This window comes from Pseudomonas sp. FBF18, from assembly GCF_024261405.1.
Lineage (GTDB): Bacteria > Pseudomonadota > Gammaproteobacteria > Pseudomonadales > Pseudomonadaceae > Aquipseudomonas > Aquipseudomonas palmensis.
Genome location: NZ_QKRS01000016.1, coordinates 51,952 through 72,700, shown reverse-complemented (window position 1 = coordinate 72,700; position 20,749 = coordinate 51,952). Strand labels below are relative to the sequence as shown.

Below are 20,749 nucleotides of genomic sequence, written 5' to 3'. Positions count from 1 at the left end.
CTCATTTATTTTTCAAACAGATTCAAGCCGGGCTGACACTGACCCAGTAGCGGGTGCGGTAGTCGATGCGAATCGGCAGTGCCTCGGCCACCAGCGCCAGGATCTGGTCGGTGTCGGCCAGCTGATAGGTGCCGAACACCTTCAACCCGGCCACCGCCTCGGCGCAGCGCAGCACGCCGGGGCGGTAGCGCGACAGCTCGGCGATGAACTCGCCCAGGGGCATCCGCTGCACGCTGAGCACGCCTTCGCGCCAGCCCCACGGGTCGGCGTGAGTCACGGCCGGGCCGACCTGGCCGCTGGCGCTGAACAGCAGTTGCTCGCCGGGGCGGGCGATGCGCGGCGCGGTGCCGTTGCCGGGGTACAGCGTCACACTGCCCTGGCGCACCGCCAGCAGGGTGCCGTCGGTACGTTCGCGTACCAGCAATTGCGAGCCTTGCGTTTGCAGTACACCGTCACGGGTGGTCACGCGCAGTGGGCGTGGGTCGTTGCCGGTATCGATGGACACCTCGCCCTGGATCAGGCTCAGCGCGCGCAGGTCGGCCGCGAAGCGCAGGTCGATGGCGCTGGCGGTGTTGAGCTGGATCACGCTGCCGTCGTTGTTGTGGAAGGTGCGCCGCTCACCGGTGGCGGTGTGCTTGTCGGCCAGCAGGGTGGGCAGCCCGAGCGGCTCGCGACCGACCCAGCCCAGGGTGCCGGCGGCGCCGAGCAGGCCCAGCAGCTTGAGGCTGTCGCGCCGGCCGATGCTGCGTCGCTGCGTGCCCTCCAGGGTGCGCCGACTGAGCTCGCGGGGCAGGCTGCTGAACTCCTCGCTCATGGCCTGGACCTGGGCCCAGGCCAGGGCGTTGTGCGGGTGCTGGTCGAGCCAGCGACCAAAGGCCTGTTCGGCCTGTACGGTGGGCGTGTTGTAGCGCAGTTGCACCAGCCATTCGATGGCCTGGTCGACGTGGGCCTGGCCCGGTGCTGGCTCAGCCTCGGGCATGGCGCAACCGATAGCAGACGCCCATGGCCTTGGCCAGGTCGCGCTCCACCGTGGCGCGGGACACACCCAGCTGTTCGGCGATTTTCGGGCAGCTCATGTCGTCCAGTTGCGCGTGCAGAAACACCTGGCGCACCCGTGGCTTGAGCTGCATCAGCAGGCGGTCGAGGCGTTGCAGGGTATCGAGGATCATCCAGCGCTGTTCTTCGCTGGGCGCGTGCGCGGCGGGCAGGTGGGCCAGGCTTTCGAGGTAGGCCTGTTCCAGCGCGCGGCGGCGGAACTGGTCGATCATCAGGCCGCGGGCGATGCTGCTCAGGTAGGCACGCGGCTGCTTGAGCGGGTGCGCGTGGCGAGCCTTGAGCAGGCGCACGAAGGTGTCCTGGGCCAGGTCGGCGGCGTGGGCGTGACAGCCAACGCGGCGCTGCAGCCAGGTGTTGAGCCAGGAGTGGTGGGTACGGTAGAGCAGGTCGACCTCGGACGGAGGGAGCGTGTCGCTGGTGGGCATCGTCGGTCGGGGCCTGCGCGCAAGAAGTGATTGTGAATCGTTCGCATTCTATGCGGGGAGCAGGGCGCGATGCAATTGGTGGGCGTGCGGGCCTCTTTGCCAGCCGTTCTTCAGCCAGCCACCCGCAATCCCGAGCTCGCCCGCACCTGCAACTGCGGCGCCAGAATGATCGACTCCACCGCTTCACCCTTGATGCGCTTGAGCAGCAACTCCACTGCATGCCGACCCATCTCGGCCAGCGGCAGGCGCACGCTGGTCAGCGGCACGATCAGTTCGTTGGCCAATGGTGTGTCGTTGAAACCCACCACGGCGATGTCCTTGCCCGGCTCCAGGCCCTTGTCCCGCGCGGCGCCCATCAGGCCGATGGCCAGAAAGTCGTTCACCGCGAAAAACGCCTGGGGGCGCGGGTTCAACCCCAGCAGGTACTCGCCCTGCTTGTGCCCGGTGAGGCTGTCGAACGGGCCATTGAGCGTCCATTCCGGGCGCAGGGTAATGCCCTGTTCGCGGTAGTACCGGGTAAAGCCGCGGGTGCGGTCGGCACCGGTGGAGGCGTGCCGCTCGCCCGCCAGGATCGCCACGTCGCGACAGCCCAGGCGGTACAGGTGCTCGGCCGCCAGCCAGCCGCCCAACTCGTCATCGCTGCCCGCCGTGAGGTGCCCGGCAATCTGCCGGCTGACCAGCACGTAGGGGATGTGCTTGCGCCCCAGCAGCTCCAGCAATGGCTGCTGCTCGCCCACATGCGAGTCGCCCACGATCAACCCCGCCACCGAGCGGCGCAGGGCATGCTCGGCCCGCGCCAGCTGGCGGGGTTGCTGATCGTCGGTATTGGACACGAAGGTCAGGTAGCCAGCCTGTTCGGCGGCGGCGTCGATGCTGTCGTAGATGGTCGCCATCACCAGGTCGGTAAGGCGCGGCATGAGCACGCAGATCTCCTGGCTTTTGCGCAACTTCAGGTTGGATGCCTGCGTGTTCGGCCGATAATCCAGCTCTTTCGCCAACGCGCGAATACGCGCCACCACCTCGGCCGATGCCGCGCGCTCGACCCCGGCAGGGTCGCCATTGAGCACCCGCGACACGGTGGAAACGTGCACCCCGAGGGCGGTTGCCATGGACTTCAAGGTGGCAGGGCGTGATGGAGTGGGCATGTTCGAGGGGCTTCCAACCGTGGCTGATTTCGGGGCGCGATTCTAACCCAATCGACGGCTTGTCTCGGCAAACAACCTTTACCCAAACGATTGACTAAATGTTTTTGTGTGAATACATTCGCTCAACCCAAACGTTTGGGCAACACAATAAAAATACGCCGGACGCGGCCGCATTTTTGACTTCTGCCATCACTTGAAGAGTCAGATCCCTATGAACAACCCACCCGTTCCGCGCTTTCGCTACCAGATTTTCTTCCTGATCATGCTGATGGCGCTGCTCAACTACATCGATCGTGGTGCCATTTCGTATGCCTCGGCCAGCATTCTCCCCGAGTACGGTTTCGACAAGGCCGACTGGGGCAACGTGCTGGGCTATTTCGGTTACGGCTACATCGTCGGTGCGTTGATCGGCGGCATCCTGGCCGACCGTTTCGGCGCCAAGCGCGTATGGCTGATCGCCGGCGGCACCTGGTCGATCTTCGAGATCGCCACCGCCTTTGCCGGCGACATGGGCCTGGCCTTCATGGGCGGTTCGGCCATGGCCGGCTTTGCCACCATCCGCGTGCTGTTCGGCTTTGCCGAAGGCCCGGCGTACTCGGTGATCAACAAGAGCGTGGCCAACTGGGCCACGCCCAAGGAACGCGGCTTCGTGGTCTCGGTGGGCCTGCTCAGCACACCGCTGGGCGCCTTGCTCACCGCCCCGGTGGCGGTCGGCCTGCAGACCCTGACCGGCGACTGGCGCAGCATGTTCGTGGTACTGGGCGTGGTCAGCCTGGCGCTGCTGATCTTCTTCATGACCCGCTTCACCAACACCCCGGATGAAAACCCGCGGGTGTCCGAGGCCGAGCGCGAGTTCCTGCGCCAGGAGCGTGCCGCTGCCGCCAACGCCAGCACCCCGACCACCAGCGTTGCGCCGATCTGGCACTTCTTCAAGAACAAAGACCTGCTGCTCAATGCGGTGGGCTACTTCTCGTTCGTGTACGTCACCTTCCTGCTGCTGACCTGGACCCCCAAGTACCTGCAGGACGAGTTCCACTACAACCTGTCGTCGCTGTGGTACATGGGCATGATCCCGTGGACCGGCGCCTGCTTCACCGTGCTGCTGGGCGGCAAGATCTCCGACCTGCTGCTGCGCCGCACCGGCAACCTGAAGGTGGCGCGCAGCTGGCTGGCCGCAACCTGCCTGCTGCTGACCACGCTGTGCTTCATGCTGGTGTCGCAGGCCCAGACCGTATGGGGCGTGATCGCCCTGATGACCCTGGCCAACGCCCTCAACGCGCTGCCCAACTCGGTCTACTGGGCCGTGGTGATCGACACCGCGCCATCCAACCGCGTCGGTGCCTACAGCGGCATGACCCACTTCATCGCCAACACCGCCTCGTTCATCGCGCCGATGCTCACCGGCTACCTGACCGTGCGCTATGGCTACTCGTCGATGTTCGTGGCCGCCGCCGTGGCCACGGCCCTGGGCATGAGCGCGATGCTGATGGTGCGCCCCGGCAGCCGGCAGGTTGTCCCTTCCCCTACACCTGCAACGGTTTGATGGAGTTGCCTGTATGAACCTGGCCAAGCCAACCCACACTGGATACTTTTTTGGCCTGTCGGTCGGCGACCTGGCGCGGCGCCTGCGCGCCGGCAGCCTGACGAGTGTCGAGCTGACCCAGGCCGCGCTCGACAGCATCGAGCGCCTGAACCCGGCACTGAATGCCTTTGTCGCCGTGGATGCCGAAGTGTCGCTGGCGCAGGCGCGCAAGGCCGACGAACTGTTTGCCCAGGGCCTGGACCTGGGCCCGCTGCACGGCATACCGGTAGCGATCAAGGACAACATCGACACCTTCGACCACGTGACCACCTATGGTTCGGCGCACTTCGAAGGCTTTCGCCCCACGCAGGACGCCCTGTGCGTGCAGCGCCTGCGCGAGGGCGGCGCGGTAATCGTGGGCAAGACCCTGACCCACGAGTTCGCCTATGGCCCCACCGGCGACCGCTCGCTGCAGGGCGCGGCGCGCAACCCGTGGGATGCGCGCTGCATCACCGGCGGTTCGAGCGCTGGCAGTGCAGCGGCGGTGGCCAGCGGCATGGTGCCGCTGGCACTGGGCACCGACACCGGCGGCTCGATCCGCATTCCGGCGGCGTTGTGCGGCGCGGTCGGCTTCAAGCCGTCGTTCGCTGCCGTGCCGCTGGACGGGGTGTTCCCGCTGTCGTCGAGCCTCGACCACGTGGGCCCGATTGCCAACCATGTCGACGATGCCCGGGTAGTGTTCGAAGTGATCGCCGCGCGTACCTGCGCGCCGGCCACGCTGCGTCGCCCGCTGCGTGTAGGCTGGATCGAGCCGGGCACTTTCGGGCCATTGGACGCCGACGTTCAGGGGCAGGTGTACCAGGCTGCGCAGCAGCTGTTTGGCGATGCACTGGAGCAGACCGGCGAGCTGGAGCCGTTGGTGGCGCAGCTCAAGGACACCTTGCTCACCCTGCAGCGCGCCGAGGCCTACGACGTGCATGCCGAGCGCATGCAGACGGCGCCGCAGCTGTTCGAGCAGGAGGTGCGCGAACGCCTTGAGCTGTCACGCGAGGTCAGGGGCTGGCAGTACATTCGCGCCCAGGCCGGCCAGGCTCGGCTCAAGGCGGCGATGGCGCGGCTGTTCGAGCGTTATGACTTCCTGGTCTCGGCCAGCGTGCCGATCACCGCGACGCCGGTGGATGCACGCGAGGTACAGGTGGGTGAGCAACGTATCGACGTGCGTGCTGCAGTGCTCAGTTACACCAGTGCCTGGAACCTCACCGGCCTGCCGGCCATCAGCCTGCCGGCAGGGCAGGTGCGGGGCATGCCGGTGGGGCTGCAGGTGATCGGTGCGGCGGGTGCCGACGATCAGCTGCTGCAGTTGCTGGCGCAGCGCTACGTTCGCACTTGATGCAGCCTCAGAACGTCCACTTGGCATTCACCATGGCATTGCGCGGTTCGCCGTAGGAGCCTGAGTTGAAGGTGCCCAGGCCGTCGTAGTAATGGGTGTCGAACAGGTTGTTGAGGTTCAGGCCGACCGTGAGGTGTTCATCCACCGCATAGTTGGCCAGCAACCCGACCACCCCGTAGTCACCCTGGTGTGCCTTGGTGCCGTAGGTGCCGTTGACCGCGTAGATGTCGCTCTGCCAGACCAGGTTGCCGCCCACGGTCAGGCGGTTCAGCTGCCCCGGCAGGCGGTAGGTGGTGCCGAGCTTGAACAGGTTCATCGGCTGGTTGGTTTCGACCCGATTGCCGTCCTTGTCGTGGGATTCACGGTAGGTATAGCCGCCGATGATGTTCCAGCCCGGCAGCACTTCGCCGGACACTTCGGTTTCGATGCCGCGCGTGGTGGTACCGGCAATGGCCCGGTAGATTTCGCGCCCTTGGGGGGACTCGCCGACGTACTGCGGGGTGTTCTTCTGCTGCACTTCGAACAGTGCCAGGCTCGCATTCAGCGCACCGTCGTAGAACTCGCCCTTGATGCCCAGTTCGTAGTTGTCGCCTTGCAGCGGCTCCAGCGAGGTGTTGCTGGCAGTCTTGTAGTAGGTCTGCGGCTGGAAGATGTTGGTGTAGCTGGCGTACACCGAGAAGGTGTCGTTCAGGTCCAGCACCACACCGGCATACGGGGTGACCACGCCGGATTTTCTGGTACGGTCGCGGCTGGTGCTGGCGCCGGTCGGTTCGTCGCTGCTGTCGTCTTTCTGATCCCACCAACTGACCCGGGTGCCGAGGATGATCGACAGCGGGTCATAGGGTTTGAGGCGCAGGGCCGTGTAGGTGCCCGACTGGCTCAGGCGGGTCAGGCTTTCTTCGGTCTTGGACAGGTGCGGCTTGCCGCCCGGGTTGCCATCCCACTGGTTGATATCGTCGACCGCCGGGTTGGCACGTTGATAGGTCGGGTAGTTGAGGTGGGTGTAGGCGATGTTGGCACCCACCACCAGTTCATGCTCGCGCCCACCCAGCTCGAACGGGCCGCTGGCGTACAGGTCGGCGTTGTCCTGGGTCTGGTAGCTGTCCAGGCGGTTGATGTACATCGACACGCCGGTGCCGGTCTGCGGGTCGGGCGCCCCGGCACTGGCCGAACCGGTCACGCCGCGGCGGTAGGCGTACTGGTGGCTGTAGGACGCCTTGAGGCTCCAGTCGTTGGCGAGTTTCTGCTCCAGCACGCTGGTGAAGTTGTACTGGGTGTTGTCCAGGTAGCTCCAGCGGGCTCCGGGGTTGAACGAGCGGGAAAAGTTCGTCGCGCTGCCATTGTTGTTGAACAGCGGAATGTGCCCGAAGCTGACCCCGTCGGAGTTGTTGTTCTGGTAGTCCAGGCTCACGCGTAGCAGGGTGCTTTCGCTCAGGTCGAAATCCAGTGCGCCGTAGATCACGCGCTTGTCGGTCTTGTACCAGTCGACGAACGAGTTGGCGGTTTCATAGGCGCTGACCAGGCGGCCGCGCACCGCACCCGAGTCGGTCAGCGGGCCGGCGACGTCGAATTCGCCCCGGTAGCGGTCCCAGGCCCCGGCTTCTCCCGAGACGTAGCCCTGGAAGTCGGCCGTGGGCCGCTTGCGCACCAGGTTCAGGGTGGCCGAGGGCGAGCCCGCACCGCTGAGCAGGCCGGTGGCACCGCGCACCACTTCGACACGGTCGTAGATCGCCATGTCCGACAGGGTGCTGGTGAATTGCTGCGACTCGTTGGCCACCTGGGTCGGGATGCCGTCGTAATGTATGTTCTGGATCTGGAAACCGCGCGAGTAGAAGGTATAGCGGTCGCTGTCGCGGTGGTTGCTCGACAGGCCGGGGGTGAACTTGACCACATCGTCGAGCGAGGCAAGCTTGTGGTCGTCCAGTACCTGGCGCGGGATCACGGTGACCGACTGCGGGGTTTGGCGCAATGACAGGCCGAGCTTGGTGGCGGTGCGGGTCTGGCCGGTGGTGTAGGCGCCGGTGTTCTCGGTGGTCTCGCCCAGGCCTGCGCCGTTGATGCTGGTGGCGCCCAGTTCCACGGCGTTGCCGGTGGGGGCGGTGATCAGCTGGTAGCGGTTTTCGCCAGTGCGCACCACGCTCAGGCCCGTGCCGGCAAGCATGCCGTGCAGGGCCTGCTCAGGGGTACTTGCACCGGTCACGGGCCGGCTCTGTTTGCCGGCGGTCAGGGCGGCGTCGCTGGCCAGGTAGATACCGGCCTGGCTTGCCAGCTGGTTCAACTGGCTGGCCAGGGGGCCGGCGGGGATGTCCAGTGGCGCGGCGGTGGCGGCGCCGCTGGCGAGTGCAATGAGCAGGGCCAGGGGGCGTTTCAACAGGGCAGGGGAAGAGGCGAGTGGCATGCAGAATCCTTCGGGCGCGCAGGGGTGAAAGGGTGTTCTCCTCTAATTCGAATGAGCCGCAAAAACCGGAAGCACCTGACGCTTTTTATTTTTCGGCAGGCTCCAGGGTCACCCACCAGTCGAAGCGTCGTGACACTCGCACCGGCAAGGCGCTTTCGAGCATGGCAAGCACCTGGTCGGTATCGTTGAGCGGGTAGGTGCCCATGACCCTTAATGATGCGATCAGCGGGTTCACCGCCAGGTGCCCGCGCCGATGGTCGGCCAGCTCTGCAATGAAATCCCCCAGTGGCATGTCCTGCGCCACCAGCAGGCCTTGGCTCCAGGCCTGGCGTTGGGCGCAGGCCGGCGTGGTGGCGGCCATGGTGCTGGCATCGAAGCCCAGGCCCTGCCCCGCATTGGCCACCCGCTGTATTGCGCTGGCGGCACAGGTGGCGCGTACCGCGCCGTCGTACACGTTGAGCAGGGTGCGGGCGCCCTGCTGGCGCACGCTGAAGCGCGTACCCAGGGGCACCAGGCTGCCGGCCCGGGTCTGCACCTGGAAGGGCCGCGCCTCAGCGGCGGTCTCGATCAGCACTTCACCGCTGTACAGGGTCAGCAGCCGGCGCTGCCCGTCCAGTTGTACATCCAGGGCGGTGGCGCTGTTGAGCCACAGGAGGGTGCCGTCGGCCAGCACCTGGCGACGTACCTCGCCCACTGCGGTGGTGGTGCCGGCAGTGAGCGCTTGCAGGTCGTCCACCCAGTGGCGTTGCCAGCCCAGCCAGCCCAGCGTCGCCCCACCGCTGAGCACGCACAGGCTGCTTAGCACCTGGCGGCGGGAGCGTTGCATGCGCCGCAGGCTGGCGAGCGTCTGATGCGCCGCCCCGGCTTGCGGTTGCAGGCTGTCGAAGCGCTGGCTGATGCGCTCCACGTAGGTCCAGGCGATACGGTGCTGTTCCTGTTGTTCCAGCCACTGTTGCCACTGGCCCCGCAAGGCCGCATCGGCTGGCGCGGCGCGCAGGCGTGCGAACCAGTCGGCGGCCTGCTCCAGGGTGGCAGAGTCCAGGGCCGCGCTCACAGCAAGGCCCCGTCCAGTTCCACTTCCAGCAGCAGGCATTGGAGCATGGCCTGGGCCATGTACTTGGTGACCGTGCGTTCGCTTACACCCAGCTGCGTGGCGATCTGGCGATAGTTCAGGCCCTGCAATTGCGCCAGGCAAAAGGCTTCGGCCACAGGTGCCGGCAAGCGTTCGAGCATGGCCTGCAATTGGCCCAGAGTCTCCAGGATCAACGCCTGGTGCTCTTCGGAGGGGGCGATGCGTTGCGGCTGGTTGGCCAGCGTCTGCTGCCATGCACGCTCGACCTGCTTGCGGCGCTGGAAATCCACATACAGGTGTTTGGACACCGTACTCAGGTAGGCCCGCGCATGCCCGTCGCTACTGAACTCGCGCGGTTGCGCGAGCAGGCGCAGGAATACGTCGTGGGCCAGCTCTGCGGCATCGTGCACGTTGCCCAGACGCCGCGCCAGCCACTGCTGGATCCAGCCGTGATTGTCGCTGTAGAGGCTGGCCACGTTGGTACGGTAGCCGCAAGGAGGGGAGGTCATCGTGTGGCGCCCGTACCGAATGAGAATAGTTATCAAGTATATTCAGCCGGCGGGCATTGGGCAATCAGCGCAAGCAAGGGGCTGGCTTGCGCTGATGGGGGTCAGATACGTGCGAGTGCCTGGGCCAGGTCTGCGCGCAGGTCATCGAGGTCTTCCACGCCTACCGACAGGCGCACCAGGGCGTCGCCAATGCCCAGTTGCGCGCGCGTCTGCTCGGGGATGGTGGCATGGGTCATGATCGCCGGGTGCTCGATCAGGCTTTCCACACCGCCCAGGCTTTCGGCCAGGGCAAAGATCTGTACCTGCTCCAGGAAGCGTCGGGCACCGGCCAGGTCGGTAGCCAGGTCGAGCGAGATCATCCCGCCAAAACCGTGCATCTGCTGGCGCGCCAGGGCGTGCTGCGGGTGCGAGGGCAAGCCGGGGTAGTACACACGCGCCACCTGCGGTTGCTGTTCGAGCCACTGCGCCAGTGCCAGGGCATTGCTGCAGTGGCGCTCCATGCGCAGGGCCAGGGTCTTGACCCCGCGCAAGGTGAGGAAGGCATCGAACGGGCCGGCGATGGCGCCCACCGCGTTCTGTATGAAGCCCAGGCGCTCGGCCAGCTCGGCGTTGTCACCCACCACGGCAATGCCGCCGATCACGTCCGAATGCCCGTTGAGGTACTTGGTGCTCGAGTGCACCACGATGTCGAAACCCAGTTCCAGCGGGCGCTGGATCCATGGGCTGGCAAAGGTGTTGTCGGCCACGCAGAGGATGCCGCGTGCACGGCAGAGGCGTGCGATGGCCGCCAGGTCGCTCAGGCGCAGCAGCGGGTTGCTCGGGGTTTCGATGCACACCATGCGCGTGTCGTCCTGCAACGCTGCCTCGAACGCGGCAAGGTCGGACAGGTCGACGAAGCTGAAGCGGTGCCCGGCGCTGCGTCGACGCACCCGTTCGAACAGGCGGAAGGTGCCGCCGTACAGGTCATTGCCCGAAACGATGTGGGAGCCGGCATCCAGCAGTTCGAGCACCGCCGAGATCGCCGCCAGCCCGGAGGCGAAGGCGAACGCCTGGGTGCCGCCCTCCAGATCGGCCACGCAGCGCTCCAGTGCCCAGCGCGTGGGGTTGTGCGAGCGCCCGTAGTCCAGGCCCTTGTGCACGCCGGGGCTCTGCTGGATGTAGGTGGAGTTGGCATAGATCGGCGGCATCAGCGCGCCGGTGGACGGGTCGGGCGATTGCCCTGCATGGATCACGCGGGTGGCGAAGGCGGTCTTGTCGTGCTGGGTCATGGGAGTGCTCTGCGCAAGTGGTTAAGCATATCGACACGGGTGATCAGGCCGTGAAAGCCCGAGGCGTCGGCAATGATCGCCACCAGGCCACGGTCCAGTTCGGCCTGCAGCGCCGCCAGGCTGGCAGACGGCGGCAGGGTTTCCAGCTGGTCGGTCATGGCGCTGGCTACGCTCAGGGAGAAGTGCGACGGGTCTTCATGCATGCCCAGCAGGATGTCGGATTCATCGATCACGCCCACCAGGCGCTGGCCGTCGACCAGCACCGGCAATTGCGACACGTCGGCCAGGCGCATGCGCTGGAAGGCAGTGAGCAGGGTGTCGTCGGGGCGCACGCTGATCACCCGGCCATCCTCGAAGCGCCGCGCGATGAGGTCGCGCAGGTCGCCGTAGCGGGTGCGCTGCAGCAGGCCCTGGTCGGTCATCCACTGGTCGTTGTAGACCTTGGACAGGTAGCGCGTGCCGGTGTCGCACACAAAGCTGACCACCCGCTTGGGTTCGGTCTGCTCGCGGCAGTAGCGCAGCGCGGCGGCCAGCAGGGTGCCGGTGGAGGAGCCGCCCGGAATGCCTTCGGCGCGCAGCAGCTGACGCGCATGCTCGAAGCTTTCTTCGTCGCTGATCGAGTAGGCCTGGCGCACGCTGGAGAGGTCGGCGATCGAGGGCACGAAGTCCTCGCCGATGCCTTCCACTGCCCACGCCCCAGGCGTGATCAGGGTGCCGCTGCGGCTGTACTCGGCCATCACCGAGCCCACCGGGTCGGCCAGCACCATGGCCAGGCCCGGCTGCACGCGCTTGAAGAAACGGGTCAGCCCGGTAAGGGTGCCGGCCGAGCCCACGCCGACCACGATGGCGTCCACATCGTGCTGGGTCTGCGCCCAGATTTCCGGGGCGGTGCTGGTCTCGTGGGCCAGCGGGTTGGCGGGGTTGTTGAACTGGTCGGCGAAGAACGCATCGGGGATGTCCGCCGCCAGCCGTGCGGCCACGTCCTGGTAATAGTCGGGGTGGCCCTTGCCGACGTCGGAGCGGGTGATGTGCACCTCGGCGCCCATGGCCTTGAGGTGCAGCACCTTCTCGGTGGACATCTTGTCGGGCACCACCAGCACCACTCGGTAGCCCTTGGCCCGCCCGACCAGCGCCAGGCCCAGGCCGGTGTTGCCGGCGGTGGCCTCGACGATGGTGCCGCCGGGGCGCAGGCGCCCGTCGCGCTCGGCGGCATCGATCATGGCCAGGCCGATGCGGTCCTTGATCGAGCCGCCGGGGTTCTGTGATTCGAGTTTGAGGAACAGTGTGCAGGGGCCGGTATCGAAGCGGCTCACCTGCACCATCGGGGTGTTGCCGATCAGGGCAAGTACGGCGGGGTTCGAGGCGTTGGGCATGACGTCATCTCGCTTCGGGGTCGTTTGACCTTAGGCGCAGATCAGGGGCCTCGCAACCCTGTCCGGCCAGCCGGTTGCGCCTCCAGGCGCAGCGCTGTCGATGTCTTTACATGAGCAGAACTTGATTTGATGTGAAATTAAATGAGTTTGTCTCATTCTGCGGCCCTGACGACAATGGCTGCCATCACCCCCTAAGGAGAGCATTGTCATGGCACTGGCCCACTCACTCGGATTCCCCCGTATCGGTCGCGACCGCGAACTGAAAAAGGCGCAGGAAGCGTTCTGGAAAGGCGAGCTCGACGAGGCGGGCCTGCGTGCTGTGGGCAGCGAACTGCGCAAGGCCCACTGGGCCCTGCAGCGCCAGGCCGGCATCCAGTTGCTGCCGGTGGGCGATTTTGCCTGGTACGACCAGGTACTGACCCATTCGCTGATGTTCGGCGTGGTGCCCGAGCGCTTTCGCCCGCAGCACGGCAAGGCCATCCTGCAGACCCTGTTCGGCATGGCGCGTGGCGTCAGCGACAGCTGCTGTGGCGGTGCGCATGCCCAGGAGATGACCAAGTGGTTCGACACCAACTACCACTACCTGGTGCCTGAATTCAGCGCCGACCAGCAGTTCGGCCTGGGCTGGGAACAATTGTTCGAGGAAGTGGCCGAGGCCAGGGCCCTGGGCCACGACGTCAAGCCGGTGGTGATCGGCCCGCTGACCTACCTGTGGCTGGGCAAGACCAAGGGCGGCGACTTCGACAAGCTCGAGCTGCTCGAGCGCCTGCTGCCGCTGTACGGCGAGATTTTCCAGCGCCTGGCTGCACAGGGTGTGGAGTGGGTGCAGATCGACGAGCCGATCCTGGCGCTGGACCTGCCGCAGGCGTGGAAGAACGCCTTCGAGCGTGCCTACAACCTGATCCAGCGCGACCCGCTGAAAAAGCTGGTTGCCACCTACTTCGGTGGCCTGGAGGAGAACCTGGGGCTGGCGGCCAACCTGCCGGTCGACGGATTGCACATCGACCTGGTGCGCGCCCCCGAGCAGTACCCGACCATTCTCGACCGCCTGCCGGCCTACAAGGTGCTGTCGCTGGGTGTGGTCAACGGCCGCAACGTGTGGCGCTGCGACCTGGACAAGGCCCTGGCCGTGCTGCAGCACGCCCATGAGCGCCTGGGCGAGCGTCTGTGGGTGGCGCCGTCGTGCTCGTTGCTGCACAGCCCGGTAGACCTGGGCCGTGAAGACACGCTCGATGCCGAGCTCAAGAGCTGGCTGGCCTTTGCCGTGCAGAAGTGCGAGGAAGTCGCGATCCTGGCCCATGCCCTCGACCAGCCCGAGGCGGCCCCGGTGGTGCAGGCCCTGGCCCGCAGCCGTGCGGTGCAGGCCAGCCGCGCTGCCTCCACGCGCATCCACAAGCCGGCGGTGCAGGCCCGTGTGGCAGCCATCAGCGAGAAGGACAGCCAGCGCCACTCGCCCTTTGCCACGCGAATCGCCCGCCAGCGTGCCCGCCTGGACCTGCCGCTGTTGCCGACCACCACTATCGGTTCGTTCCCGCAGACCGGTTCGATTCGCCTGGCACGCCAGTCGTTCAGGCAGGGCAAGCTGAGCGAGGGCCAATACGTGGAGGCGATGCACAGCGAGATTCGCCACGCCGTGCAGGTGCAGGAGCGCCTGGGCCTGGACGTGCTGGTGCACGGTGAAGCCGAGCGCAACGACATGGTCGAGTACTTTGCCGAGCAGCTCGATGGGTACGTGTTCACCCGCTTCGGCTGGGTGCAGAGCTACGGTTCGCGCTGTGTGAAACCGGCGGTGATCTTCGGCGACCTGAGTCGACCGCATGCCATGACGGTGGAGTGGATCCGCTACGCACAGGGCCTGACCGACAAGGTGATGAAGGGCATGCTGACAGGGCCGGTGACCCTGCTGATGTGGTCGTTCCCGCGTGAAGATGTGTCGCGCGAGGTGCAGGCGCGGCAACTGGCGCTGGCCATCCGCGATGAAGTGGTGGACCTGGAGGCGGCCGGCATCAAGATCGTGCAGATCGACGAGGCGGCGTTTCGCGAGGGCCTGCCGCTGCGCCGGGCGCAGTGGCAGCAGTACCTGGACTGGGCTACCGAAGTGTTTCGCCTGTGCGCCTCGGGCGTGCGCGACGAAACCCAGATCCACACCCACATGTGCTACAGCGAGTTCAACGATGTGATCGAATCGATTGCCGCCATGGATGCCGACGTGATCACCCTCGAAACCTCGCGTTCGGACATGGAACTGCTGGAGGCATTCGAAGCCTTCCACTACCCGAACGAGATCGGCCCGGGGGTTTACGACATCCACTCGCCCCGGGTGCCGGAGGCTTCGGAAATGGCCGAGCTGCTGCGCAAGGCTGCCCGGCGCATTCCGGTCGAGCGCCTGTGGGTCAACCCGGACTGCGGCCTGAAGACCCGCGGCTGGCCGGAAACCGAGGCGGCGCTGGCGAACATGGTGAGTGCTGCCCGCTTGTTGCGCAACGAACTGGGGTGATCGCTTGAGGCTTGTTGGCCGCCACCGCGACCTGTTGGCGAACGAACAAGCCTGGCAACGCCGATCCTGCAGGCCATGGCCTGCAGGATCGGCGTTGTATCAGCGTGTGCCCGCTACCGCACGGGCACGTGCCGCGTGCAGCTTCTTGTAGCTGTCGATCAGGCGCAGGTGACGGTCCAGACCTTCGAGCTTCATGCTGGTGGGGGTCAGGCCGTAGAAACGCACGCTGCCATCCACCGAGCCCAGTACGGCATCCATGCGCTCGTCCCCGAACATGCGCCGGAAGTTGACGGCGTAGTCTTCAAGCGCCATCTCGTCGTCCAGCACCACTTCCAGCACCACGTTCAACGCCTGGTAGAACAACCCGCGCTCGACGGTGTTGTCGTTGTACTGCAGGAAGGTCTCCACCAGCTCCTTGGCCTCCTCGAAACGCTCCAGCGCCAGGTGAATCAGCAGCTTGAGCTCCAGGATGGTCAACTGACCCCACACCGTGTTGTCGTCGAACTCGATGCCGATCAGCGTGGTGATGTCGGTGTAGTCGTCCAGTTCGCTGTCTTCTAGGCGCTCGACCAGCGCTTGCAGGGCGTCATCGTCCAGGCGGTGCAGGTTGAGGATGTCGGCACGGAACAGCAGCGCCTTGTTGGTGTTGTCCCACACCAGGTCGTCGACCGGGTAGATCTCCGAGTAGCCTGGTACCAGGATGCGGCAGGCGGTGGCACCCAGGTGCTCGTACACCGCCATGTACACTTCCTTGCCCATGCCTTCGAGGATGCCGAACAGGGTGGCAGCTTCTTCGGCGTTGGAGTTTTCACCCTGGCCGGAGAAGTCCCACTCGACGAACTCGAAGTCGGCCCTGGCACTGAAGAAGCGCCACGACACCACGCCGCTGGAGTCGATGAAGTGCTCGACGAAGTTGTTCGGCTCGGTCACCGCCTGGCTTTCGAAGGTCGGCTGCGGCAGGTCATTCAGACCCTCGAAGCTGCGCCCTTGCAGCAGCTCGGTGAGGCTGCGTTCCAGCGCCACTTCAAGGCTTGGGTGCGCGCCGAACGAGGCGAACACGCCGCCGGTGCGCGGGTTCATCAGGGTCACGCACATTACCGGGAACTCACCGCCCAGCGACGCATCCTTGACCAGCACCGGGAAGCCCTGGGCCTCCAGGCCCTGGATGCCGGCGAGGATGCCGGGGTACTTGGCGATGACGTCCTGCGGCACGTCGGGCAGGGCCAGCTCGCCTTCGAGGATCTCGCGCTTGACCGCGCGCTCGAAGATCTCCGACAGGCACTGCACCTGCGCCTCGGCCAGCGTGTTGCCGGCGCTCATGCCGTTGCTCAGGTACAGGTTTTCGATCAGGTTGGACGGGAAGTACACCACCTCGCCATCGGACTGGCGCACGAAGGGCAGGGCGCAGATGCCACGCTCGGTGTTGCCCGAGTTGGTGTCGTACAGGTGCGAGCCACGCAGTTCGCCGTCGGGGTTGTAGATGTCGCGGCAGTGGGCGTCGAGGATCTCGGCCGGCAGCGCGTCCTTGCGGCCCGGCTTGAACCAGCGCTCGTCGGGGTAGTGCACGAAGTCGGCGTTGGCGATGTCTTCGCCCCAGAACTGGTCGTTGTAGAAGAAGTTGCAGTTCAGGCGTTCGATGAACTCGCCCAGTGCCGAGGCCAGTGCGCCTTCCTTGGTCGCACCCTTGCCGTTGGTGAAGCACATGGGCGAATGCGCATCGCGGATGTGCAGCGACCAGACGTTGGGCACGATGTTGCGCCACGAGGCGATCTCGATCTTCATCCCAAGCCTTGCGAGGATGCCCGACATGTTGGCGATGGTCTGTTCCAGCGGCAGGTCCTTGCCGGCGATCACGGTGCGCGTCTGCGCCTGGGCGTCCAGCATCAGCAGGGCCTGGGCGTCGGCATCGAGGTTGTCGACTTCCTCGATCACGAACTCGGGACCGGTCTGCACCACCTTCTTCACGGTGCAGCGGTCGATGGAACGCAGGATGCCCTGGCGGTCCTTGGCCGAGATGTCGGTCGGCAGCTCGACCTGGATCTTGAAGATCTGGTTGTAGCGGTTTTCCGGGTCGACGATGTTGTTCTGCGACAGGCGAATGTTGTCGGTGGGGATGTTGCGCGTTTCGCAGTACAGCTTGACGAAGTAGGCCGCGCACAGGGCCGAGGAGGCCAGGAAATAGTCGAACGGGCCGGGTGCCGAACCATCGCCCTTGTAGCGGATGGGTTGGTCGGCCACCACCGTGAAGTCATCGAACTTGGCTTCAAGTCGAAGGTTGTCGAGAAAATTGACCTTGATTTCCATGCGGGAATACCGTGCTGAAAGTGCGAAACGAATTGGCCGCCATTATCCGGCTTTTTGCCCGGAAGTCTTGGCATGTCACCCGAAGGCGTGACCGACACCGGTAAAAACAAAACCCCCTGAGGCGTAAACGCTCAAGGGGTTTGGTGTGCGTCGGGCGTCGTGGCGACCCGGCTCGGGGCTTAGACGTTGAAGCGGAAGTGCATCACGTCGCCATCCTTGACGATGTAGTCCTTGCCTTCCAGACGCCATTTGCCGGCTTCCTTCGCGCCGCTTTCACCGTTGTACTGGATGAAGTCGTCGTAGGCGACCACTTCGGCACGGATGAAGCCCTTTTCGAAGTCGGTGTGGATCACGCCGGCCGCCTGAGGCGCGGTGGCGCCCACGCGAACGGTCCAGGCCCGCACTTCCTGCACGCCGGCCGTGAAGTAGGTCTGCAGGTTGAGCAGCGAGTAACCGGCACGGATCACGCGGTTCAGGCCTGGCTCTTCGAGGCCCAGGGCTTCGAGGAACATGTCCTTCTCTTCACCGTCTTCCAGCTCGGCGATCTCGGCTTCGATCTTGTTGCAGACCGGTACCACGATCGCGCCCTCTTCCTCGGCAATGGCCTTGACCACGTCCAGGTGCGGGTTGTCTTCGAAGCCGTCTTCGGCAACGTTGGCGATGTACATCACCGGCTTGCTGGTCAGCAGGTGGAAACCGCGTACCAGCGCCTTCTCGTCGTCGGCCATGGTCTTCATCAGGCTGCGCGCCGGCTTGCCTTCAGTGAAGTGCGCAATCAACTTCTCGAGGATGGCCTTTTGTGCCAGGGCATCCTTGTCGCCGCCCTTGGCGTTGCGCGCGACCTTCTGCAGTTGCTTCTCGCAGCTGTCCAGGTCGGCGAAGATCAGTTCCAGGTCGATGATCTCGATGTCGCGCTTGGGGTCGACGCTGTTGGAGACGTGAATCACGTTCTCGTCTTCGAAGCAGCGGACCACGTGGGCGATGGCATCGGTTTCACGGATGTTGGCCAGGAACTTGTTGCCCAGGCCTTCACCCTTGGACGCACCTGCCACCAGGCCGGCGATGTCGACGAACTCCATGGTGGTCGGCAGCACGCGGTTGGGCTTGACGATCGCAGCCAGGGCATCCAGACGTGGGTCGGGCATCGGCACGATGCCGCTGTTCGGCTCGATGGTGCAGAAGGGGAAGTTTTCTGCCGCGATGCCGGATTTGGTCAAGGCGTTGAACAGGGTGGACTTGCCGACGTTGGGCAGGCCGACGATGCCGCAATTGAAACCCATGGTGAATCCCTCTTCGTGGAGTCAGGCCTTTTGGCTGTGCAGCTCTCTCATCGCACGCGTCCAATCGCCGGCGAGGATGTCCGGCAGCACGCCGAGGGCAAAATCGATACTGGCATCGAGTTTTTCCTGCTCGGCGCGGGGCGCCTTGCCAAGGACAAAACCGGACACCTTGGTGCTGTCACCCGGGTGGCCGATGCCAAGCCGCAGACGGTGAAAGTCTTTGTTGTTGCCCAGCTGCGCGATGATGTCGCGCAGGCCGTTGTGCCCGCCATGGCCGCCGCCTTTCTTGAGCTTGGCGACGCCGGGGGGCAGGTCGAGTTCGTCGTGGGCCACCAGGATGGCATCTGGCGGGATGCGGAAGAAGTTCGCCAGTGCAGCAACGGCCTGGCCGCTGCGGTTCATGTAGGTGGTGGGGATCAGCAGACGAACGTCCTGGCCCTGATGGCTGAATTTAGCCGTCAGGCCGAAATACTTGCGGTCAGCGGTCAGGTTGACGCGCTGGGCGCTGGCAATGCGTTCCACGAAAAGAGCCCCTGCGTTATGCCGGGTCTGTTCGTATTCGGGGCCGGGGTTTCCCAGGCCGACGATCAGTTGGATGGCGGTCACGTCAGGGGCTCTTCCTTGGAGTTGTGGGTTGCAGCGCGGGGCTGCAACCCGGTCAACGCCGGCGTGTCGAGTGGATTACTCGGCAGCGCCTTCTGCTTCAGGCGCAACACGCGGAGCGTGAACGTTTGCAACAGCCTTGTCATCACCGTGGGCCAGAGCGACGAACTCTACGCCTTTCGGAGCTTTGAGGTCCGACAGGTGGATGATGGTGCCGATTTCGGCCTTGGCCAGGTCGACTTCGATGAACTCAGGCAGGTCTTTGGCTTCGCAGGAAACTTCGATCTCCGACACTACGTGGGAGATTTCGCCGCCTTTCTTGACCGGTGCTTCTTCGTTGACGAAGTGCACAGGAACGATAGCGGTCAGTTTCTGGCCAGCAACAACGCGCACGAAGTCGGCGTGCATGATGAACTGCTTGGCTGGGTGACGCTGCAGGGCCTTGACGATGACGTTCTGCTTGGTGCCGTCAACGTTCAGTTCGATCACGTGGCTGAAGGCAGCTTCGTTTTCGAACAGCTTGGCGATTTCCTTGGCCACGATGGTCAGGGATTGCGCTTCTTTGTCACCACCGTAGACAACGGCAGGGATTTGGGCGGCGAGACGACGCAGGCGGCGGCTCGCACCTTTCCCCAGGTCGGTACGCGCTTGGGCGTTCAGAGTGAAATCAGTCATGTTGTTTCTCCAAAATAGCCAGACCCCGGCGGCGTTTGCGACCAGCGCCAAACCGGGGAGGGCAAAAAAGCCCCGCCCCAACAACCAGTGCTGGGGCGGGGCGCTTTACGTCAACGTGATCTCGCGAGGGCCAGGCCCTCAGCGGAACATCGCGCTGATCGATTCTTCGTTGCTGATGCGGCGAACCGCTTCGGCCACGACCGGTGCGATATCCAGTTGACGGATACGGTCACAGGCTTGTGCTGCAGCGGACAGCGGGATGGTGTTGGTCACCACCAGTGCGTCCAGCACGGAGTTTTCGATATTCTCGATCGCACGTCCCGACAGGACAGGGTGCGTGCAGTAGGCGTAAACCTTTGCCGCGCCGTGTTCTTTCAGGGCCTTGGCCGCGTGGCACAGGGTGCCGGCGGTGTCGACCATGTCGTCGACGAGAATACACGTACGTCCTTCGACGTCGCCGATGATGTGCATCACTTCGGAGTGATTGGCCTTCTCGCGGCGTTTGTCGATGATACCCAGATCGACGCCCAGGGACTTGGCAACAGCACGTGCACGCACGACGCCGCCGATGTCCGGGGACACGATCATGAGGTTCTCGAAACGCTGGTCTTCGATGTCATCCACCAGAACGGGGGAGCCGTAGATGTTATCTACCGGAATATCGAAGAAACCCTGGATCTGGTCAGCGTGCAGGTCGACGGTGAGAACACGGTCGATCCCGACGACGGTGAGCATGTCGGCAACCACTTTGGCGCTGATAGCTACACGCGCCGAACGCGGACGGCGATCCTGGCGGGCATATCCGAAGTAAGGAATCACGGCAGTGATTCGAGACGCTGAGGAGCGGCGGAAGGCATCGGCCATCACTACCAGTTCCATCAGGTTATCGTTGGTTGGCGCGCAAGTCGGCTGAATAATGAAAACGTCTTTACCACGAACATTTTCATTGATCTCAGTGCTGATTTCGCCGTCGGAGAACTTACCGACAGAGACGTCACCGAGAGGGATATGCAGCTGACGTACGACACGCCGAGCCAGATCGGGGTTAGCGTTCCCCGTAAAGACCATCATCTTGGACACGCGCAGTACCTGAAGGCTGAGGGTATACCTGGATGAGTATAGGAAAATGGCAGGGGCGGCTGGATTCGAACCAACGCATGGCAGGATCAAAACCTGCTGCCTTACCGCTTGGCGACGCCCCTGTATCTGTTGCTGCGAGTACCTGATACTCG

At 64.8% G+C, this 20,749-nt stretch carries 16 protein-coding genes and 1 tRNA gene; 3 read left to right on the top strand and 14 right to left on the bottom strand.

Features of this window, described 5'->3' with window-relative positions; genetic code table 11:
* Positions 1-22: 22 nt before the first annotated feature.
* The 3 genes from DN387_RS21180 to DN387_RS21170 form a co-directional block, all read right to left on the bottom strand.
* A complete protein-coding gene (locus DN387_RS21180) occupies positions 23-979 on the bottom strand; it encodes a FecR domain-containing protein (RefSeq protein WP_054916251.1) in 957 nt (318 codons plus the stop codon).
* Positions 966-1,481: a sigma-70 family RNA polymerase sigma factor gene (locus DN387_RS21175; RefSeq protein ID WP_043864315.1), complete on the bottom strand. Its 516-nt coding sequence runs from the start codon at positions 1,479-1,481 to the stop codon at positions 966-968. The genes DN387_RS21180 and DN387_RS21175 overlap by 14 nt, the downstream gene beginning before the upstream one ends.
* 110 nt (positions 1,482-1,591) lie before the next feature.
* Positions 1,592-2,590 carry a LacI family DNA-binding transcriptional regulator gene (locus tag DN387_RS21170; RefSeq protein ID WP_229589130.1) on the bottom strand — a complete coding sequence of 333 codons (999 nt, stop codon included), beginning with the start codon at positions 2,588-2,590 and terminating at the stop codon, positions 1,592-1,594.
* Between the two features lie 247 nt (positions 2,591-2,837).
* Between DN387_RS21170 and DN387_RS21165 the strand changes: the two genes are divergently transcribed.
* Positions 2,838-4,169, top strand: a complete 1,332-nt coding sequence (locus tag DN387_RS21165) for an MFS transporter (RefSeq protein ID WP_043864317.1) — start codon at positions 2,838-2,840, stop codon at positions 4,167-4,169.
* 13 nt (positions 4,170-4,182) lie between these two features.
* Entirely contained in the window at positions 4,183-5,538 is a 1,356-nt protein-coding gene (locus DN387_RS21160; protein ID WP_054916250.1) for an amidase, read from the top strand.
* A gap of 7 nt (positions 5,539-5,545) precedes the next feature.
* On the opposite strand, the gene DN387_RS21155 is transcribed toward DN387_RS21160, so the two are convergent.
* From DN387_RS21155 to DN387_RS21135, 5 genes are all read right to left on the bottom strand, one after another.
* Positions 5,546-7,936 carry a TonB-dependent receptor gene (locus DN387_RS21155; protein ID WP_236171989.1) on the bottom strand — a complete coding sequence of 797 codons (2,391 nt, stop codon included), beginning with the start codon at positions 7,934-7,936 and terminating at the stop codon, positions 5,546-5,548.
* A gap of 85 nt (positions 7,937-8,021) precedes the next feature.
* Complete coding sequence (locus tag DN387_RS21150) at positions 8,022-8,990, bottom strand: FecR domain-containing protein (protein WP_229589133.1); 969 nt, start codon at positions 8,988-8,990, stop codon at positions 8,022-8,024.
* The gene (locus DN387_RS21145) at positions 8,987-9,517 is read right to left on the bottom strand and encodes a sigma-70 family RNA polymerase sigma factor (RefSeq protein WP_043864320.1); all 531 of its coding nucleotides are present in this window, start codon (positions 9,515-9,517) and stop codon (positions 8,987-8,989) included. Before DN387_RS21145 ends, DN387_RS21150 begins: the two co-directional genes overlap by 4 nt.
* Before the next feature lie 101 nt (positions 9,518-9,618).
* Positions 9,619-10,785 (bottom strand): PLP-dependent aspartate aminotransferase family protein, encoded by a 1,167-nt coding sequence (locus DN387_RS21140; protein ID WP_043864321.1) that lies wholly within the window; start codon positions 10,783-10,785, stop codon positions 9,619-9,621.
* The gene (locus DN387_RS21135) at positions 10,782-12,158 is read right to left on the bottom strand and encodes a cystathionine beta-synthase (RefSeq protein WP_043864322.1); all 1,377 of its coding nucleotides are present in this window, start codon (positions 12,156-12,158) and stop codon (positions 10,782-10,784) included. The genes DN387_RS21140 and DN387_RS21135 overlap by 4 nt, the downstream gene beginning before the upstream one ends.
* 208 nt (positions 12,159-12,366) lie before the next feature.
* Between DN387_RS21135 and metE the strand changes: the two genes are divergently transcribed.
* Positions 12,367-14,655, top strand: coding sequence for a 5-methyltetrahydropteroyltriglutamate--homocysteine S-methyltransferase (gene metE / locus DN387_RS21130; protein ID WP_054916248.1), 2,289 nt, complete (start codon positions 12,367-12,369; stop codon positions 14,653-14,655).
* 99 nt (positions 14,656-14,754) lie between these two features.
* Here metE and DN387_RS21125 read toward each other — a convergent pair whose 3' ends face one another.
* The 6 genes from DN387_RS21125 to DN387_RS21100 all read right to left on the bottom strand — a co-directional run bounded on the left by DN387_RS21125 (position 14,755) and on the right by DN387_RS21100 (position 20,719).
* A complete protein-coding gene (locus DN387_RS21125; RefSeq protein ID WP_054916247.1) occupies positions 14,755-16,959 on the bottom strand; it encodes an OsmC domain/YcaO domain-containing protein in 2,205 nt (734 codons plus the stop codon).
* A gap of 179 nt (positions 16,960-17,138) precedes the next feature.
* Positions 17,139-18,239 carry a redox-regulated ATPase YchF gene (gene ychF / locus DN387_RS21120; RefSeq protein WP_054916246.1) on the bottom strand — a complete coding sequence of 367 codons (1,101 nt, stop codon included), beginning with the start codon at positions 18,237-18,239 and terminating at the stop codon, positions 17,139-17,141.
* Between the two features lie 21 nt (positions 18,240-18,260).
* On the bottom strand, positions 18,261-18,845 hold the full coding sequence (pth, locus tag DN387_RS21115; protein WP_043864326.1) for an aminoacyl-tRNA hydrolase: 585 nt from the start codon (positions 18,843-18,845) through the stop codon (positions 18,261-18,263).
* Between the two features lie 75 nt (positions 18,846-18,920).
* Positions 18,921-19,517, bottom strand: a complete 597-nt coding sequence (locus tag DN387_RS21110; protein WP_043864327.1) for a 50S ribosomal protein L25/general stress protein Ctc — start codon at positions 19,515-19,517, stop codon at positions 18,921-18,923.
* Between the two features lie 138 nt (positions 19,518-19,655).
* Entirely contained in the window at positions 19,656-20,597 is a 942-nt protein-coding gene (locus DN387_RS21105) for a ribose-phosphate pyrophosphokinase (RefSeq protein WP_010225730.1), read from the bottom strand.
* A gap of 47 nt (positions 20,598-20,644) precedes the next feature.
* Positions 20,645-20,719, bottom strand: a tRNA-Gln gene (locus DN387_RS21100).
* Positions 20,720-20,749 lie beyond the last annotated feature (30 nt).

Bases quoted from the DNA above. Each gene is read 5' to 3' on its own strand.
- DN387_RS21180 (WP_054916251.1), bottom strand. From the start codon at position 979: ATGCCCGAGGCTGAGCCAGCACCGGGCCAGGCCCACGTCGACCAGGCC.
- DN387_RS21175 (WP_043864315.1), bottom strand. From the start codon at position 1,481: ATGCCCACCAGCGACACGCTCCCTCCGTCCGAGGTCGACCTGCTCTAC.
- DN387_RS21170 (WP_229589130.1), bottom strand. From the start codon at position 2,590: ATGGCAACCGCCCTCGGGGTGCACGTTTCCACCGTGTCGCGGGTGCTC.
- DN387_RS21165 (WP_043864317.1), top strand. From the start codon at position 2,838: ATGAACAACCCACCCGTTCCGCGCTTTCGCTACCAGATTTTCTTCCTG.
- DN387_RS21160 (WP_054916250.1), top strand. From the start codon at position 4,183: ATGAACCTGGCCAAGCCAACCCACACTGGATACTTTTTTGGCCTGTCG.
- DN387_RS21155 (WP_236171989.1), bottom strand. From the start codon at position 7,936: ATGCCACTCGCCTCTTCCCCTGCCCTGTTGAAACGCCCCCTGGCCCTG.
- DN387_RS21145 (WP_043864320.1), bottom strand. From the start codon at position 9,517: ATGACCTCCCCTCCTTGCGGCTACCGTACCAACGTGGCCAGCCTCTAC.
- DN387_RS21140 (WP_043864321.1), bottom strand. From the start codon at position 10,785: ATGACCCAGCACGACAAGACCGCCTTCGCCACCCGCGTGATCCATGCA.
- DN387_RS21135 (WP_043864322.1), bottom strand. From the start codon at position 12,158: ATGCCCAACGCCTCGAACCCCGCCGTACTTGCCCTGATCGGCAACACC.
- metE (WP_054916248.1), top strand. From the start codon at position 12,367: ATGGCACTGGCCCACTCACTCGGATTCCCCCGTATCGGTCGCGACCGC.
- DN387_RS21125 (WP_054916247.1), bottom strand. From the start codon at position 16,959: ATGGAAATCAAGGTCAATTTTCTCGACAACCTTCGACTTGAAGCCAAG.
- ychF (WP_054916246.1), bottom strand. From the start codon at position 18,239: ATGGGTTTCAATTGCGGCATCGTCGGCCTGCCCAACGTCGGCAAGTCC.
- DN387_RS21110 (WP_043864327.1), bottom strand. From the start codon at position 19,517: ATGACTGATTTCACTCTGAACGCCCAAGCGCGTACCGACCTGGGGAAA.